The sequence below is a fragment of the Blautia sp. AF19-10LB genome (assembly GCF_003461245.1).
In the GTDB taxonomy this organism is placed as follows: Bacteria; Bacillota; Clostridia; order Lachnospirales; family Lachnospiraceae; genus Blautia_A; species Blautia_A intestinihominis.
This window is the reverse complement of record NZ_QTWS01000034.1, coordinates 21678-38424: the sequence shown is the minus strand read 5'-3', so window position 1 is coordinate 38424 and position 16747 is coordinate 21678. Positions and strand designations below refer to the sequence as shown.

Sequence of the window (16747 nt, the reverse complement as noted above, 5' to 3'; positions counted from 1 at the left end):
GAGTTCTCGGAAACCTACCATAGTGATATGGCAAGGCGCCGGGTTCTTACCCTACTTTATGTCTCTGTGGCACCTATTCCGTTTTCAACATTTACGAACAGGGAATGGGGAAGTATTGGAAATAATTACGTGAAGGCATTATTAGCGTTGGGATTCCAGGGATTTTTTATGATGGTATGTGTTGCGATTTATGCGGTTCTGGTAAATGCCATTACAGTTGCGGATAATCTTCATACAGCTATCTGGTCAGTTGCAGCATATACAGTTATTTTATGTTTCAGTCTGTTTAAGACCAGTTCCCTGGCAAAATCAATCTTCAATGCACATTAGGAGGAAACAAGAATATGGCATATGTTCCAGTGCCGAAAGATTTTTCAAAAATAAAGACAAAATTAGCACTGAATTTAACTAAAAGACAAATTATATGTTTTTCTCTGGCAGGAATTTGTGGTGTTCCGGTCTATTTGCTGACAAAAGCAGGACTGGGAACAGATGTGGCAGCAACGCTTATGATCATAGTGATGCTGCCATTTTTCTTTTTTGCAATGTATGAAAAGGATGGATTTCCAGCAGAGAAAATATTGCTTCACATTATCCGGCAGAAATTTTTAAGACCTGGAATCAGGGTCTATCGTTCCCAAAACTTATATGACCGGATTATAGAGTACGATAAATTAGAGAAAGAGGGTGCATGGCTTGAGAAAAAGGCAAAAGAAGCCAGGGAAGCGAGAAATCCATTCCATTTCCTTAAAAAAGCAGACCGAAAAAAATAAGAAACAGAAAACCGGACTTACGAAAGAAGAAAAAAAGCGTCTGAAAGAACTTCGGATGATAAAAGCGGAGAATCAGAAGAAGAGGAAGCCTTTTACAGCGCAGGATACGATTCCATATAAGGAAATATATAAGGATGGTATCTGCAGGACAGATGATAACTATTATTCAAAGATGGTGCAGTTCTACGATATAAATTACCAGTTAGCGCAGAATGATGATAAAGCGGCTATTTTTGAGAACTATTGTGAGTTCCTGAATTCATTTGACAGCTCTGTTGAGGTACAAATTACATTTCTTAATCAACAGGTGAATTTTGATGAGTATGCAAAAAATATTGATATTCCAGAGCAGGATGACTGTTTCAATGATATTCGGAAAGAATATTCGGATATGTTGAAAATGCAGCTTTCCAAAGGAAATAATGGGCTTGTAAAAACAAAATATATTACATTTTCCATTAAGGCGGATAATCTGCGAAATGCAAAATCCAGGCTGGAGAGAATTGAAGCCAGTGTATTGAATAATTTTAAGGTGATGGGAGCCATGGCAGAGCCTTTAAATGGGGTAGAACGTCTGAAAATTCTGCATGATGTGATGAATATGGACACAAAAGAATCTTTCCATTTCCATTATGGGATGGTTGCAAAAACAGGTCTGCAGACAAAAGACTTTATTGCACCTACCGGATTTGATTTTCGCAATGACAGCTATTTTCGGATGGGACAGACTTTTGGATGCGTGTCATATTTACAGATTACATCACCAGAACTTACGGATAAACTGCTGGCAGATCTGCTGGATCTGGAAGAGAATCTTATCATCAATATGCACCTGCGTCCAATTGATCCCAAGGCAGCTATTAAAAGCCTGAAAAGTACGCTGTCAAATATTCAGAAAATGAAAATTGAAGAACAGAAGAAAGCGGTCAGAAGCGGATATGATATGGATATTATTCCAACGGACATTTCTACATACGGAGAGGATGTGGAGGGATTGCTCAATGAAATCCAGTCCAGGAATGAGAAACTTTTTGAACTTACTTTTTTACTGATGAATACAGCGGACAATAAGAGAAAACTGGACAATATTGTGTATCAGACTGCAGGAATCGCCCAGAAATATAATTGCAATATACGGAGACTTCAATATCAGCAGGAACAGGGACTTGTGGCATCACTACCACTGGGAATGAACCAGACTGGAATACAGAGAATTATGACTACGACTTCTACAGCAATCTTTGTTCCGTTTACCACACAGGAACTTTTCCAAGGCGGTGAAGCTCTTTACTATGGCTTAAATGCACTGTCAAACAATCTCATTATGGTGGATCGGAAACGATTGAAAACACCTAACGGCCTGATTTTGGGTACTCCTGGTTCCGGTAAGAGTTTTGCAACGAAAAGAGAAATTCTCAATGTTTTCCTGATTACAGACGATGACATTATTATCTGTGACCCGGAGGGAGAATATTTTCCGCTGGTAAATGCCTTAAATGGTGAAGTTATTAAAATCAGTGCAAAAAGTAATGATTACATCAATCCTATGGAAGTGAACCTGGATGTTATTTATCATCCGGAGAAATACAGGATTAATGGCGATGTGGAGGATATTGATACCATTATTGCTGATAAAGCAGAGTTTATCACATCTTTCTGCGAGGTCATTATGAAGAAACCTCAAAATGCAGAATTAAATGGTGATGAGGTTTCCATGATTGACCTGTGTGTAAAAGACATTTATAAAAAATATCTTTACAATGATCCAAAACCGGAAAATATGCCGACTTTGCAGGATTTCTATGAACGTCTGAACTTTTATGCACCAGATAAACCAGCAGCACAGAACATTGCCAACAGTCTGCAGTTGTATGTAACAGGATCGCAGAATGTATTCAACCATCGAAGTAATGTCGATACGCAGAACAGAGTGGTATGCTTTGATATCCGGGAACTTGGAACCACACTACGAAAAGCAGGGATGTTGATTGTCCAGCATATGGTTTGGACAAGAGTATCACAGAACCGCAGTCGCAGGAAATCAACCCGTTATTATGTGGATGAATTTCACCTTTTGCTGAACCAGCCACAGACTGCTAATTATTCTATTGAAATGTGGAAGAGATTTCGTAAGTGGGGTGGAATCATTACAGGAATCAGTCAGAATGTAACAGATTTTCTTGGCTCTCTGGCAGTAGAAAGTATTGTGGGAAACAGTGATTTTATCCTGATGTTAAATCAGCACAGCGGGGATCAGAAGATCCTTGCGGAGAAATTGAATATTTCCAAGCATCAGATTTCTTTTGTAAATAACAGTAATGCAGGAGAAGGGCTGCTTTTTTACGGAAATGTAATCATACCTTTTGCAGACAGATATCCGCAGGATACCAGAACCTATGCTTTGATGAGTACTAAACCGGATGAGATTCAGACTTAACGGACAAAAAAGCAGAGGTGAGGTACATTGGGAAAACAAAAATATACGGCGAAAGAGAAGAAAGTCAGCCGTATGACCAGAAATGGTCTGGTTGAGGAAAATCTTGCAACAAAGGAGACCAGAAAAGTTACAAACAGCGATCAGGAGTTGCCTTATAAACAGAAGGATGTAGAACAGGCATTTATTACTTCTGAAAAGAAGAAAAACTCTCATAAAAAAGCTGAAAAGAAACAATTTTCCGAAAAAGTTCAGGAGGGAAATCCTGCCAAAAAAGAAGAGGCTGCAAACAGTCCTCCAGGAAAACGAAAAACACAGGGACGGTACAGATACCGGGACAAGCCTGCAGGTGTATCTGTGGATTCAGCGGTAGAAATACGTGAGCGCAAAGAAAAACACAGGAGCCAGTATCAGCGACAGAAAAAGAAACAGCAGAGACTGCAGTTTGGAAAACTGGAGACAGATGGAAGTCTGAAGAAAGAAAAGAAAACTTCGGCTGAAACAGATGGAGGACATTTTCAGGCAGAGAAGAATGATGTTTCTACAAACCGAAAAAAAGGAAAGCAGAAATATAGCCGAAAAACAATAAAAACTTATCAGGAAGTGGATAAGGCTGCAAGAAAACAGGAAGCTGAGAGGCAGAACAAAATTCCGAAAGATTCTGTTTATACCAAGAAAACAAATGAGGAACAGAAAGCAAAGGTAAAGTACCATTTATATTTCGACAAAAAAACAGGGAAAACGGATGGTAAAAAGAAAACCTTGTCTTCTGTTCCAAAGAAAGCATTAAAAAATGCAGTATATCAGAAAGCAGGCGAAGACGAAAAGGAAAACAGTGCTGTAGATGCAGCACATAAGCTGGTGCGTTCAGGTGAGTGGATATTACAGGAACATAGCAGTAGAAATATCCGGAAGAACCGCAGTCAGATACATAAAGAAAACCGTTTAGAGAAAAGAGTCTGGAAGAGTGCATCCAGGTATCAATATCAGAAATATCTGGAAGAACATCCAGAGATGCAGAAAAAGCTGATCAGAAAATTAATACAGAAGCAGAGGATTAAGCGAGAGTATCAGATGGCATACCGGGCTGGGAAGATTGCAAAAGAAACAAAAGACACCTCAATCCGGTCAGTAAATCTTGCTACTAAAATTGCAAGAAAGGCACAGGAAGTATTTGTAAGAAATGTAACTACTCTGATCTCAATGGGGTTGTTATTGATTTTGCTTCTTTCCGTAATGACAGGATTTGCTTCCTGTTCGGCTATGTTTTCTAATGGAATTTCTACGGTAATCGCTTCCAGTTACATTGCGGATCCGGACGAAATTGAAAAAGCAGAGTTGTATTATACGCAGTTGGAAGCCAGTCTTCAACAGAAAATAAACCAGATGGAAGCCCGGTATCCAGGAAAAGATGAATACAGATATAACATTGGTGAAATCGGCCATGATCCTCATACATTGATCAGTTATCTGACTGCCAGTTATGGGGATTTTAAGTTTGATGAGATAAAAGGAGAACTGGAAACAATTTTTTCTTTACAGTACGGAATCACCGTAGAGGAAAAAAGTGAAACCCGGCAGGAAACATCTACAATACAGGTAGGGCAGTCATTGGGAAATGTTGTGACCAGTGGATACTGTAATTGTCCCATCTGCTGTGGCGTGTGGAGTGGAGGACCTACTGCTTCAGGGGCAATGCCACAGGCTAATCATACGCTTGCGGTTGATGCTGCAAACCCATTTCTTCCAATGGGGACGAAAGTAGTGATGAATGGGATTGAGTACACCGTAGAAGATACTGGAAACTTTGCCCAGTATGGTGTCCAGTTTGATGTTTATTATGATAATCACGCAGTAGCTGAGGCACATGGTCATCAGACCTGGGAATGTTTTCTGGCAGAGGGCAATCAGAACTCTGTGGAAGTTACCCGTACAGTAACTGCAGATGTACTGAATGTTTCTGTTCAGGCAAAACCGCTTAGAAGTGTTATTCTGTCCAGAATGGAAGAGGATGAGCAGGAAATTTATGAAGAGGTCTATTCCAACAGAGGAAATTTACAGACATATAAAACTCCGGTTGAGTTAAACTGGTATGCCTATATCAGTACCTATTATGGGTATTCTGTAAACAATGGAACCGGGCAGACACAACTTCACAGAGGTGTGACGATTAATGTACGACAGGGAACAGAAGTGAAGTCAGCGATGAATGGTTTTGTTGTAGATGTAGGATATAGCGGAACTTTTGGAAATTATGTAGTTACGCAGGATAAAAAAGGTGTGCAGATTAAATACGCTTATCTGCAGAGCATTTCGGTAGCAAATGGTCAGGAAGTAACAACAGATACTGTAATTGGTACAACGGGAAGTACAGGAAGTGCAACCGGAAGCCAGTTATATTTGGAACTGGTCAAAGATGGGGAATATTATAATCCTGTTTTTTATATCAGTACCGGAGATAGCGGGCTGTATGGTGGAGGCGGCAGTTATGATGATGAGACTGTGCGGAGATTATTTGCGGAAGCAGACAAATATCTTGGTATGCCGTATGTATGGGGCGGTTCCAGCCCGGAGACTTCTTTTGACTGTTCTGGTTTTGTAAGCTATGTGTTTACCAATTCGGGTGTCTGCAATATGGGAAGACTTACTGCACAGGGAATTTATGACATTTGTATGTCTGTATCACCAGAAGAAGCAAGGCCAGGAGATATTATCTTTTTCACTGGGACGTATGATGCGGGAGAGCCGGTTACCCACGTAGGAATTTATGCCGGAGATGGACAGATGATCCATTGTGGAAATCCAATTCAGTATACGTCCATTAATTCTGCATACTGGCAGTCTCATTTTTATGCTTTTGGCAGGCCATAAGGAGGGGCGTATTTGAACATTGAACGAATAAAAGAAGAACTTGCAAGAACCTACGCTAAGATTGAAAAGCTACAGAAAAAAGCAAGGGATCTGGAAGAACAGAAGAAACAGGCAGAGGATATGGAGTATCTGAAAATTATCCGAAGCAATGGAGTTTCCGCAGAGGAACTTCAGTTGATGATTGATATCAGCAAGGAGGAACAAAAAAAGATATTGGAAACCAGAGAAAAGGAGCAGACAGAAAATGAAGAAATTTCATAAAAGAGCAGCTGTATTTTTAACCGCAGCTACGTTAGCAGGACTTCCGGCAGGAGCTTTCTTTTATAGTTCGCCCGGAAGTCTGACTGTATGGGCAGATAATGTAGAAGTGGAATCATCAGAAGAAAGCAGCCCGGAAGATGTTGATTTTTCAGATGGATCAGAAGCTGAAATTCTTGCAGATCCAGTGGAACAGGCACAGGAAGATGCAGGAAATGATGTGACGGAAACACCAGAAGTAGGGATTACCTTTACAGAACCCGAAGGCTGGCAGACAGATACGGCAACCGTAAAAATTCAAGTGGAAGATACAAAGAATACAGGTGCTTTTTCTATTGCAAAAGTAGAAGCAAGACTTTCAGAAAATGGAGGATGGTCAGACATAACCGGAAATATGGAAGTATCCATCTCTTCTAATTGTAGTATTTATGTGAGAGTTACCGATCAGAATGGAAATACTTATGAGCAGAATCGTTACATAGAGTGTTTTGATAAAACCAAACCAACTATTATTGCGGCTGCGAAGAATGGGATACTGATCGTGCAGGGAGTTGATGCGGAATCGGGAATTGCTGCTTTGTATGTCAATGGAAATGAATTCACAGAACTGACGAATAATACATTAAATGTCCGTTTGCAAAAAGCGGATACTTCCTATGAATACTTTACCCTGCAGGCAAAAGACAAAGCAGGAAATATGTCAGAGATCTATAAAGTAGGAAACCCTTATTATGAAAATCCAGATGCAGTAAAAGAGAATACAGAGGTTTCCGGAACGGAGCAGAATGCGACTTCTTTGCCAGCCGATGGAACTGCAAGTAAGCCCACCAGTGCTACGGCAACCGTAACGGAACATCAGACAACGAATGAGACTGCTACTGCACCAACAGAACCAGAAAACACAGTAAATGAAACGGATACAGAAGCAGATACCGGACGGGTGCAGGGAGAAAGTTCTGCTTCCGGCATGACAACAGGAACAGTTCAGGACAAAGGGGGAAAGGAATTTTATACGATCAAGACAAAAAGTGATAAGGTTTTTTATCTGATCGTAGATAGGGATAAAACGGATGAAAATGTTTATCTTCTTACAGAGGTAGGCGAAAATGATCTGTTGAACTTTACGGATACCAACATGGTCACACTTCCACAGAACCAGGCTATTGCAGAATCCGCACTGCCACTTGAAACAGAGAAGATCACAGAGACACCGGAACCAGAAGTTACGATCATACCGGAAGAAAAGGAAGAACCTGAGAAGAAAAGCAATAATTCCGGCACGATTTTATTAATGCTGCTGGTTCTGGCAGGAGTTTGTGGTGCTTACTATTATTGGAAATTTATGAAAGGAAGAAATACTTCTTTTGATTATGAAGAGGACGAGGACGACGATGAGGAGGAAGATACAATTCGTGAGGATGATGAAGAATTAGAAGAATATGAAATGGAAGGTGAAGTAGAAGACGAAGAATCAGAGGAATAACTTTGTTTCACTTAATTACAGCGACAGGTGCAGAAAGGAGATTGAAAATTGCAGCTTGTAATTGCGGAAAAACCCAGCGTAGCCAGAAACATTGCGAAGGTGCTTCATGCCACAAACGTAAAAGATGGCTACCTGGAAGGAAAAGAATATCTGGTTTCCTGGTGTATTGGGCATTTGATTGAACTGGCCAGTGCAGATCAGTACCGGGATGACTGGAAAGCATGGAAATATGAAACACTTCCCATGATTCCGGAGAATTGGAAATATCAGATTAAAGAAAGTACCAAAGGGCAGTTTCGGGTTTTAAAGGAACTGCTTCACAGAGCAGATATCACAGAAGTTATATGTGCAACAGATGCAGGAAGAGAAGGGGAGTTGATTTTCCGTCTGGTATATAACCAGGCAGAATGTAAACTTCCCTTTAAAAGACTGTGGATTTCTTCCATGGAGGAAAAAGCAATTCTGGAAGGATTTCAGCAGCTGAAAGATGGACATGAATATGATGAGCTTTATTATTCTGCAGTGGCGCGAAGTGAAGCAGACTGGCTGGTAGGAATTAATGCCACCAGACTGTTTACGGTACTGTATCACCATCGGTTGATTGTAGGACGAGTGCAGACACCTACACTTGCAATGCTGGTGGAACGGGAAAAGAGCATCGAGAATTTCCAGAAAGAGAAGTATTATCTGGTTCATCTTCTGATGGATGGATTGGATGCTGTAAGCAACCGGATAAAAGAGAAAAGTGCTGCCGTTCAGATGATGGAGGATATGAAGGATGAAACTGCACAGATTCTTTCAGTAAAGAAAGAGAAGAAAAAGGTACAGCCGCCGAAATTATATGATCTGACCACATTACAGAGGGAAGCAAATCGTCTTCTTGGATTTACGGCACAGCAAACCTTGGACTATACCCAAAGCCTTTATGAGAAGAAACTGGTGACGTATCCAAGGACGGATAGCCAATATCTTACAGATGATATGGAAGAAAATGCGTTTTTGGTTATTGATGCGGTAAATAGAGTATTTCCAGAAATATCAATGAAGGGTTCGGAACCAGAGATAAAAAGACTTTTAAACAGCAAAAAGGTATCAGATCATCATGCAATTATACCAACGGTAGAAATTGCAAACACGGATTTAAAAGCACTTCCGGGTGGAGAAAAAGAAATTCTTATGCTGATTGCATCAAAGTTATTATGTGCATCGGAACAGGAATACATATATGAGAGTATTAAGACTGAAATTTCCTGTCATGGAGAACTGTTTACTGCATCTGGAAAGAATGTTCTCCAATATGGATGGAAAGAAGTGGAAGAACGGTTCTTTAAATCATATGGGAAAAATGCAGAAAAGCCAGAAGAGGAGGAAAGTGATTTTCCAGATATAAAAATAGGACAGGTATTTGAATGTGTTGTTGTAAAATTTAGTGAACATTTTACAGCACCGCCGAAACATTATACGGAGGATACGCTCCTTAGTGCCATGGAACACGCTGGAAGTTCGGATACGATAGAAGACGCAGAGAGAAAAGGGCTTGGAACTCCGGCTACCAGGGCAGCGATTATTGAAAAACTGATTGAGAAAGGCTTTATTGAGCGTAAAAAGAAGCAGATATTACCTACAGCAGATGGAAGAAATCTGATCAGGATTCTTCCGGAAATGATCAAATCACCAAAACTTACAGCAGAATGGGAAAATGATCTGACACTGATTTCCAGAGGCCAGAAAAATGTAGAAGAATTTCTCTTCGAAATTGAAAAAATGGTTACCAAATTGGTAAGTGATAATGGACAGCCAGTGGAAGAATACCAGAAACTATTTTCAGATGGTCGGAAAGAAATTGGAAAATGCCCAAGATGCGGCAATAAGGTTTATGTGGGAAAGAGAAATTATTATTGTTCAGGAAGTGATTGCAGTTTTACTTTATGGAAAAATAACCGATTTTTTGAGAGTCAGGGAAAAACACTTGATGAAGCAACTGTCAGGAAGCTGCTGAGTGAGAAGCAGGTGCATTTCAAAGATCTGGTATCAGAGAAAACAAAAAGGAAGTATGAAGCAACTATAAAGATGGAGGTTTCAGAAACCGGAAATCCAAAGTTTCAGTTGATTTTCCCGGAACGGAAGAAAGGAAAAAAGAATGAAGAATAAAAAAAATATGAGAAGATTTTTGTCGGGATTCCTGGCAATGCTTACAGTGTTATCTACAATTCTATCTCCAATACTGTCCTATGCGGCAGATGTAGTGCCAGTGCCAGAAGAGCCACCGTTATACGAAGCGGTAAAAAATGAACTGGATGCAGATGAGGTGGTAAAAGCAAAAGATCTGGAACTGGAAACAGGCAGTATTTTTGAAGTGGAGAAAGATTTTACCGGACTGGAAATACCAGATGAAAAAAAGGTGAAGATCACTTTCCATGAGGCAAAAAATGAGGAAAAGCAGGACTTTACAACAGATTACGAAGATACATACAAAGCTGTTTATTATGTGGAGCCAGTAAGTGGCCACCCAATTTATCAGATCAATCGTAAGCTGATTGTAAAGGAAGCGGTGGTGCAGGTTGCTGAATCTGAGAATCAGGAATCTGTAAGCAACCAGGAAGATGAGAATGAAGCAGAAGGCGAGGAACCAGCCATAGGCACTGCAGAGAGTGAAGAACCTGTGCAGAATGAGGTAAATGTAGAAATTCCGTCAGAGGATGAAATCTATGAAGAAGTAACTCCGACAGAAATTCCGGTTGAGGAAGAGCCAATAGATACACCAATCCCGGAAAACCCGTCTGAGGAAGTTTCAACAGAAGAACCTGCCATAGATGATAATCCGGATACAGACAGCACATTTGAAGAAATTACAGATACAGATCCGGAAGAAATGCCAGAGGCGACAGACGACTCTTTTACAGATGGAACAGAGAAAACAGAAGATGCAGATGGAAATTATCAGGTAAATATTGTTCGTGGAGAGGAATTTCATATTGAGCTGAACCATGAAGATGGACAGTATCAGCCAGGAGAAACCGTTGTTTTTTCTGGAGATATGCCGCAAGGCAGCTTAATTGCAGTAGGAACAACAAAAGTACAGGCAAACCAGACAGAGAATACAGAAGATTTATTGTATTCTGAGGTGACTTATCACGAAGAATCGGATAAATTCAGTTTTGAAATGCCAGCAGATGACATTGACCTAAGTGTTTCCATGGATCAGGCAGAAAACGGTATCATGTTACTTGCAACCGATACTCCATGGGATGATGCAACAAATATTGAAGCAAATAAATATTACTATTATTCAGATGGCCAGCTTCATCCGTTTGATACAGTTATGGGACAGGGTGGAAATGACAGCTACAAATATGTTCGTTACAAAGCAGGCGGAAAGACTTATACAGTAAATGCGTATTGTATGCAGCACTCCATGCAGTCACCTCCAAGTGGGACAACATATAAAAATATGGTTGAACTGGATGAAGGCGGAGATGATAAATATTTGAGAAAAGCCTTATTCTATGGATATGGCGGTCCAGGATGGGGACATACATTCAATGGATATAATGTAAAATCCATTATGGAAAAATATGGATGCAGTTCTGAGACAAGAGCCATGCAGCATTACCTGGTTGACTATTTATATGATGGCGAATCCGGATTTGGAGGTGCGCTTTCTACAACCGCTAAAAATATGCTGAAAGAGATTAAAGTAGCTCTTGCTAAAATGCCTGATCCGACAGCAATGAAACTTCTTCCAGGACTTTCCGTTAATGCAACGGGAAAGGAAACAGAAAGTTTTACCTGGAAGGCAAATGAAGCATTTACCATTACCATTCATCTGGAAAATGGTGTGAGCCTTGTCAACGAAACTACAGGAAAGACGGCATCTGGAAATGTCACTGTAAAAGGTGGAGAGAAATTTCATCTTGTAGCTACAACAGCCAATATGGGCAGTCTGAAAGGAAAGTATGCGATCACTTCCAATTTTCCCCTGGATTTCCATGCAATGCTCTTAAAATTGGAGAGTTCACAGGACATTGGTTTTGGCTACTATACGGATTCCTCTGACCTGCAGATTACAGTTGACTGGCCGGAAGAAGCAGTCATTGAAATTACAAAGAAAGATGGAGATACTGGAAAAAATCTAGCTGGAGCCGTGTATGGGGTATATAGTGATAACGCCTGCACAAAGCTGATTGCTAAAATGCCGCCAACAGACAGCAATGGTTCTTCACGTGTAACTCTTACTAAGACACAGGATACAGTTTACTTAAAGGAAATTACAGCACCAGAAGGTTATGTTGTCCAGGCTTCCTCTTATGGAGTGAAATTAGTAGTTGGCAGCACGACCAAACAGACTGTAACGGACAAAGAGCAGAAAGGAAATCTGACCGTTTATAAAGAGGGGGAGGTTTTCGTAGGAGCTGTATCTGATGAAAATGGAACTTTATTCCAGTATGAGAAACGCCGTCAGAAAGGAGCCGTTTATAACGTATATGCTGCCGAGGATATTGTAACAGCAGGTGGAAAAACAGTTTACAAAAAAGGCGCAGAAGTAGCGAAAAATCTGATCACAGGTGAGAACGGTTCTGTAACGGTAAAGAATCTTCCGCTTGGAAGCTATAATGTAACAGAAGCACAGGCCCCGGAAAATTTTTATAATGCAAAAGAAACAAAAAAAGTAACCATTTCTTATGCAGGGCAGACTGCAGAAGCGGCTTTCTCAGAGACTACCTTTACAAATGACCGTCAGAAAGCAGTGGTGCAGGTGATAAAGAAAGATAAAGATACTGAAAATACACTATCCGGAGGGCATTTTGCTCTGTTTGCAGCGCAGGATATGAAAACTGTGGATGGAAAAGTAGCAGTAAAAAAAGATGCTCTGATTGAGACTGCAATTACTGGTACTGATGGAAAAGCAGCATTTAAAGCAGATCTTCCAGTGGGATTTTCTTATTATGTAAAAGAGGTCCAGGCTCCGGCTGGTTATGTCAGAAATGAGAAAGATACTTATTCTTTCCAGTTCAGTTATACCAATGATGAACAGGCAAAAATTTCTTTCAGTCATACTTTTGTGAATGATAGGGTCAGTGCTGCAATCTCTTTGAATAAAAAAGATGCCGAGACAAAAGAAAATAAGGCACAGGGAGATGCTTCCCTGGAAAATGCGGTGTATGGACTTTATGCAAGAAACGACATTACCCATCCAGATGGAAAGACAGGCGTTATTTATAAAGCCGGAAGCCAGATTGGTACGCTAACTACCGATAAAGAAGGAAAAGCAAGGATAGAGAATCTTTATCTTGGAGAGTATTACATCAAGGAAATTACCCCATCCGTAGGATATCTGGCAGACGAGCATGAATATGATCTTGTATGCAGTGATGAAGGTGATCTGACAGCGGTTGTAGAAAAAGAGTGTACCTCACTGGAAACGGTGAAGAAACAGCCGTTTGAACTTATTAAAGCTGCCAATAATGGAGACACAGATGCTGCATTACTATCCGGAGCTGGATTTAGTGCATATCTGGTATCTTCTTTGGTGGTAAAAGAGGATGGAAATTATGATTTTTCCTCTGCAGAGCCGGTTGTGATCGGTGAAAATGGAGCAACGGAAATTTTTACAAATGAGAAAGGCTATGTAAAATCCATTGCAATTCCATATGGAACATATCTGGTGAGAGAAACTACAACACCCCATAATTACAAACCTGTAGATGATTTTATTGTCCGGATTACAGAGAATAAACCAACAGAGCCGCAGACATGGAGAGTTCTTTTGGATAAAGAATTTTCTGCAAAACTGAAAATTATCAAACAGGATGATGAGACTAAAAAATCTGTTCTAATTCCGGGAACAGAGTTTAAAATTTATGATCTGGATCATGAAAAATATGTAGAGCAGGTAACTACATACCCGACAACTGTTACACATACCTCATATTTCACAGATATAGATGGATATCTGATACTGCCTCAGAATTTAAAAATTGGTCATTATAGAATCGAAGAGGTAACAGCACCGGACGGTTATACCATTAACAAAAATTATGTCGAAATACAGGTGGATACCAATACCCTGTATCAGACGGATCCGATTTCAGGTGATGCGGTCATTGAAGTGGTATATGAGGACCATTCGGTGAAAGGAAAACTCACTGTACAGAAAAAAGGAGAGGTTCTTTCGACCTATAAGAATGATTTTAGGTATGAAGTTCAGAACCTTTCCGGTGCAGTATATGAAGTATATGCTGCAGAGGATATCTATACAGCAGATTTCCAGAAAGATGATACAGGAAAAAGAATCCTGGAATATGCAAAGGGTGTAAAAGTTGCAGAACTGACAACGGATGAATCCGGAAAAGCAGATCTTGATAATCTGCCTTTAGGAGAATACAAAGTGGTAGAAAAGACTGCACCAGAGGGATTTGTATTAAATGAAGAAGAACAGAAAATTTCTTTCGTCTATGCAGACCAGGATACACCAGTGATCTCACAGAGTGCAGAGTTTATAAATGATCGCCAGAAAGTAGAAGTGTCAGTTGTGAAAAAAGATGCTGAAAATGAGAAAGGGCTTTCTGGAGCAGAGTTTGGTCTTTACGCAAAAGAGGATATAAAAGCAGGGGATAAGGTACTGGTAAAAGCAGACGAACTGCTTACAAAAGCGGTAACAGGTGAAGATGGAAAAACTGTTTTTGAGCAGGATCTGCCATTTGGAACTTATTATATAAAAGAACTGGCAGCACCAGATGGTTTTGTATCTTCAGATGAGCAGATTGAGGTGACTGCGAAATATCAGGGACAGGAAGTAAAAACAGTAAAACTGGAAACCGTTTTTAAGAATGAGCCGACAACAACTGAATTTACGAAATCAGATATTACAACAGGTGTGGAACTTGACGGAGCAACACTGACGGTTTTGGATTCAGACGGAAAAGAAGTAGAAAAATGGACTTCTGTAAAAGGAAAAGCTCATGTAATAAAAAGACTCCATGTGGGAAAAACCTACACACTTCGGGAAGAGTTTGCACCATATGGTTATCTGCAGGCGGAGGAAGTGAAATTTACAGTTTCTGATACTGCAGATGTTCAAAAAGTAGAAATGAAGGATGCTGTTCCGGTTGGACGAATCATCATCAATAAAAAAGGTGAATTTGTCAAGGAAGTTACCTGGAAAGATATGCTGGCAGGCGGCATGGACGCAGCATTTGGCTATGTTACAGGTTCTTTGAAAGATGTTATTTTTGAAATTTATGCAGCGGAGGATATCAAGGCTGCAGATGGGGAAAGCAGTGATTATTATAAAAAGGACGAATTGGTAGCAACAATTACGACAGATGCTCTTGGATATGCAAGATCAGAAGATCTTCCTTTAGGCAAATATTATGTAAAGGAAAAAGAGACGGCGGATGGATATGTTCTGGATGGAGAAATCAGAGAGGTTGATCTGACTTATCGTGATCAGAATACTCCGGTTGTGACTTATGATGAGGACTGGCAGAATAACCGCCAGAAAGCAAAAGTAACTGTAGTTAAGAAAGAAAAAAATACAGACCGTGTTCTGGAAGGCGGAGTATTTGCACTTTATACAAAGAATGATATTTTAAATGCAGAAGGCGAAGTAATCCTGAAAGCAGATACCATGATCGAGCAGAAAGCTACGGATCAGGATGGAAGGATTGTATTTACGGCAGATCTTCCAATCAATGGCAACTACTATGTAAAAGAAGTGCAGGCTCCTGCTGGATTTGTGACAACAGAAGAAATCAAGGAATTTGATTTTGCTTATGCGGGAGAAGAGGTTGCAGAAGTATCCTTTGAGTTCACTTATGAAGATGAGCCAACTACTTTTGAAATCACAAAATCAGATATTACAACCGGGGAAGAATTACCAGGTGCAAAACTGAAAGTATCCGATTCAGCGGGAAACGTTGTGGATGAGTGGACTTCCGGAAGCACACCACACATCATTAAGGAACTGGAAGTTGGAAAGAAATATACATTAACAGAGACAATTCCTGCTGATGGTTATGCAACTGCAGAATCCATTACGTTTGTAGTAGAAAATACTGCAGATATACAGAAAGTAGAAATGCAGGATGATACAACAAAAATTCTGATCAGTAAAGTTGATATGACAGATGGAAGCAGCGAGGTCAAAGGTGCTAAACTGTATATTCTTAATGAAAACCAGGAAGTTATGGAAAGCTGGACATCTGGTGATCAGCCCCATTATGTAGAGAAACTTTCAGTCGGCACTTATACGTTGTTGGAGGAAACAGCACCGAAAGGCTATATTGTGGCAAATAAAGTGACATTTGAGGTTAAGGACACCGGAGATGTTCAGGGAGCCAAAATGGAAGATGAACAGGCAATGGGCAAGGTAATCTTAAATAAAACGGATAAAGATACCAAGAAGCCAATGAAAGGTGTAGAATTTGCCCTTTGTGACAGCAAAGGTAAAGTTCTGGAAACTCTGGTAACAGACAGTGCTGGCCATGCAGAATCAAAGAATTATCCGATTGCGACTTTTAAGAATGGGCAGTATAAAAAAGCAATCACATATATCCTGAAAGAAACAAAAACACTGGATGGCTATCAGCTTGATGAAACCGAGCATAAGATTCAGTTTGAATATGTCAATGACCGTACTCCTGTGATTGAATATATTCTGGATCTGACAAATAAGAAAGCTCCGGAAAAAGACACTCCGGAAACATCAGAAAACCAGGGAGTCAGCACTCCTGGTTCCCATGGTTCTGATGCGACTTCTGTATCCAATTCACCAAAAACAGGAGATAATACAAATATTGCTATTTTTGTGCTGGCACTTGCAGTATCAGCAGGATGTCTGGGAACTGTAGTGACAGTTAAGAGAAAACGCAAATGATAATATAAATAGTGTTCTGGGGCTGTGGTTACTGCACAGCCCCATTTTGA

At 40.2% G+C, this 16747-nt stretch carries 7 protein-coding genes and 1 pseudogene; all 8 read left to right on the top strand.

Annotated features, from left to right (window positions below; genetic code table 11):
- Nucleotides 1-330: pseudogene (locus DWX28_RS15635) on the top strand (hypothetical protein); the annotation flags it as partial.
- Between the two features lie 14 nt (nucleotides 331-344).
- Nucleotides 345-773: a PrgI family protein gene (locus tag DWX28_RS15630; RefSeq protein ID WP_005426563.1), complete on the top strand. Its 429-nt coding sequence runs from the start codon at nucleotides 345-347 to the stop codon at nucleotides 771-773.
- A gap of 55 nt (nucleotides 774-828) precedes the next feature.
- Nucleotides 829-3210: a VirB4-like conjugal transfer ATPase, CD1110 family gene (locus tag DWX28_RS15625; protein WP_117640066.1), complete on the top strand. Its 2382-nt coding sequence runs from the start codon at nucleotides 829-831 to the stop codon at nucleotides 3208-3210.
- A gap of 27 nt (nucleotides 3211-3237) precedes the next feature.
- Entirely contained in the window at nucleotides 3238-6078 is a 2841-nt protein-coding gene (locus tag DWX28_RS15620) for a CD1108 family mobile element protein (RefSeq protein ID WP_242999692.1), read from the top strand.
- Nucleotides 6079-6090: 12 nt separating this feature from the next.
- Complete coding sequence (locus DWX28_RS15615; RefSeq protein WP_055066060.1) at nucleotides 6091-6339, top strand: DUF4315 family protein; 249 nt, start codon at nucleotides 6091-6093, stop codon at nucleotides 6337-6339.
- Nucleotides 6323-7819 (top strand): CD1107 family mobile element protein, encoded by a 1497-nt coding sequence (locus DWX28_RS15610; RefSeq protein WP_118253699.1) that lies wholly within the window; start codon nucleotides 6323-6325, stop codon nucleotides 7817-7819. The genes DWX28_RS15615 and DWX28_RS15610 overlap by 17 nt, the downstream gene beginning before the upstream one ends.
- Nucleotides 7820-7867: 48 nt before the next feature.
- Nucleotides 7868-9970: a DNA topoisomerase 3 gene (locus DWX28_RS15605; protein WP_118253696.1), complete on the top strand. Its 2103-nt coding sequence runs from the start codon at nucleotides 7868-7870 to the stop codon at nucleotides 9968-9970.
- On the top strand, nucleotides 9960-16697 hold the full coding sequence (locus DWX28_RS15600; RefSeq protein ID WP_118253693.1) for a SpaA isopeptide-forming pilin-related protein: 6738 nt from the start codon (nucleotides 9960-9962) through the stop codon (nucleotides 16695-16697). Before DWX28_RS15605 ends, DWX28_RS15600 begins: the two co-directional genes overlap by 11 nt.
- Nucleotides 16698-16747 lie beyond the last annotated feature (50 nt).